Origin of the sequence: Streptomyces parvulus (assembly GCF_014648855.1) — a bacterium.
GTDB classification, from domain to species: Bacteria; Actinomycetota; Actinomycetes; order Streptomycetales; family Streptomycetaceae; genus Streptomyces; species Streptomyces parvulus.
Map to the genome: position 1 here is coordinate 1 of NZ_BMRX01000049.1, position 957 is coordinate 957.

A 957-nucleotide genomic window follows, 5' to 3' on the forward strand; every position below is an offset into this window, starting at 1 on the left:
ATGCCCCAGGCGGGGGAGAGGGTGGCGGCGAGGACGGCGCGGACCTCGAAGGCGGGGCGGCCGCCGTGCTGGAGGTAGGCGTGCAGGATGTCGGGGGTGTTGGCGAAGAAGTTGGGCCGCATGTAGGAGGCGGCCTCCCCCGTGAGTTCGGTGAGGTACTCCGTCAGTTCCTGCTTGGTGTTGCGCCAGGTGAAGTAGGTGTAGGACTGCTGGAAGCCGATCTGGGCGAGGGTGTGCATCATCGCGGGGCGGGTGAAGGCCTCGGCGAGGAAGACGACGTCGGGATCGGCGCGGTTGATCTCGCCGATGACGCGTTCCCAGAAGACGACGGGTTTGGTGTGGGGGTTGTCGACGCGGAAGATGCGCACGCCGTGGTCCATCCACAGGCGCAGGACGCGGACCGTCTCGGTGACGAGGCCGTCGAGGTCGGCGTCGAAGGCGACGGGGTAGATGTCCTGGTACTTCTTGGGCGGGTTCTCGGCGTAGGCGATGGTGCCGTCGGGGCGGTGGTGGAACCAGTCGGGGTGCTTGTGGACCCAGGGGTGGTCGGGGGAGCACTGGAGGGCGAAGTCCAGGGCGATCTCCAGGCCGTGGCGGGCGGCCTCGGCGACGAAGTGGTCGAAGTCGTCGAAGGTGCCCAGGGCGGGGTGGATGCTGTCGTGGCCGCCTTCGGGGGAGCCGATGGCCCAGGGGACGCCGACGTCGTCGGGGGTGGCGGAGAGGGTGTTGTTGCGGCCCTTGCGGTGGGTGGTGCCGATCGGGTGGACCGGGGGGAGGTAGACGACGTCGAAGCCCATCGCGGCGATCGCGGGCAGCCGGCGGGCCGCGGTGCGGAAGGTGCCGTGGGGCTGCTCGGGGGTGCCCTCGGAACGGGGGAAGAACTCGTACCAGGCCCCGTACAGGGCCCGTTCGCGTTCCACGAGCAGGGGCATGGGGTCCGAGGAGGTGACCAGCTCG

General features: G+C 69.9%; 1 protein-coding gene. It reads right to left on the reverse strand.

Going from position 1 to position 957, the window contains the following annotated elements:
* A partial coding sequence (locus IE108_RS34645; protein ID WP_506410456.1) for an alpha-amylase family protein occupies nucleotides 1-957 on the reverse strand: 957 nt, incomplete at both ends.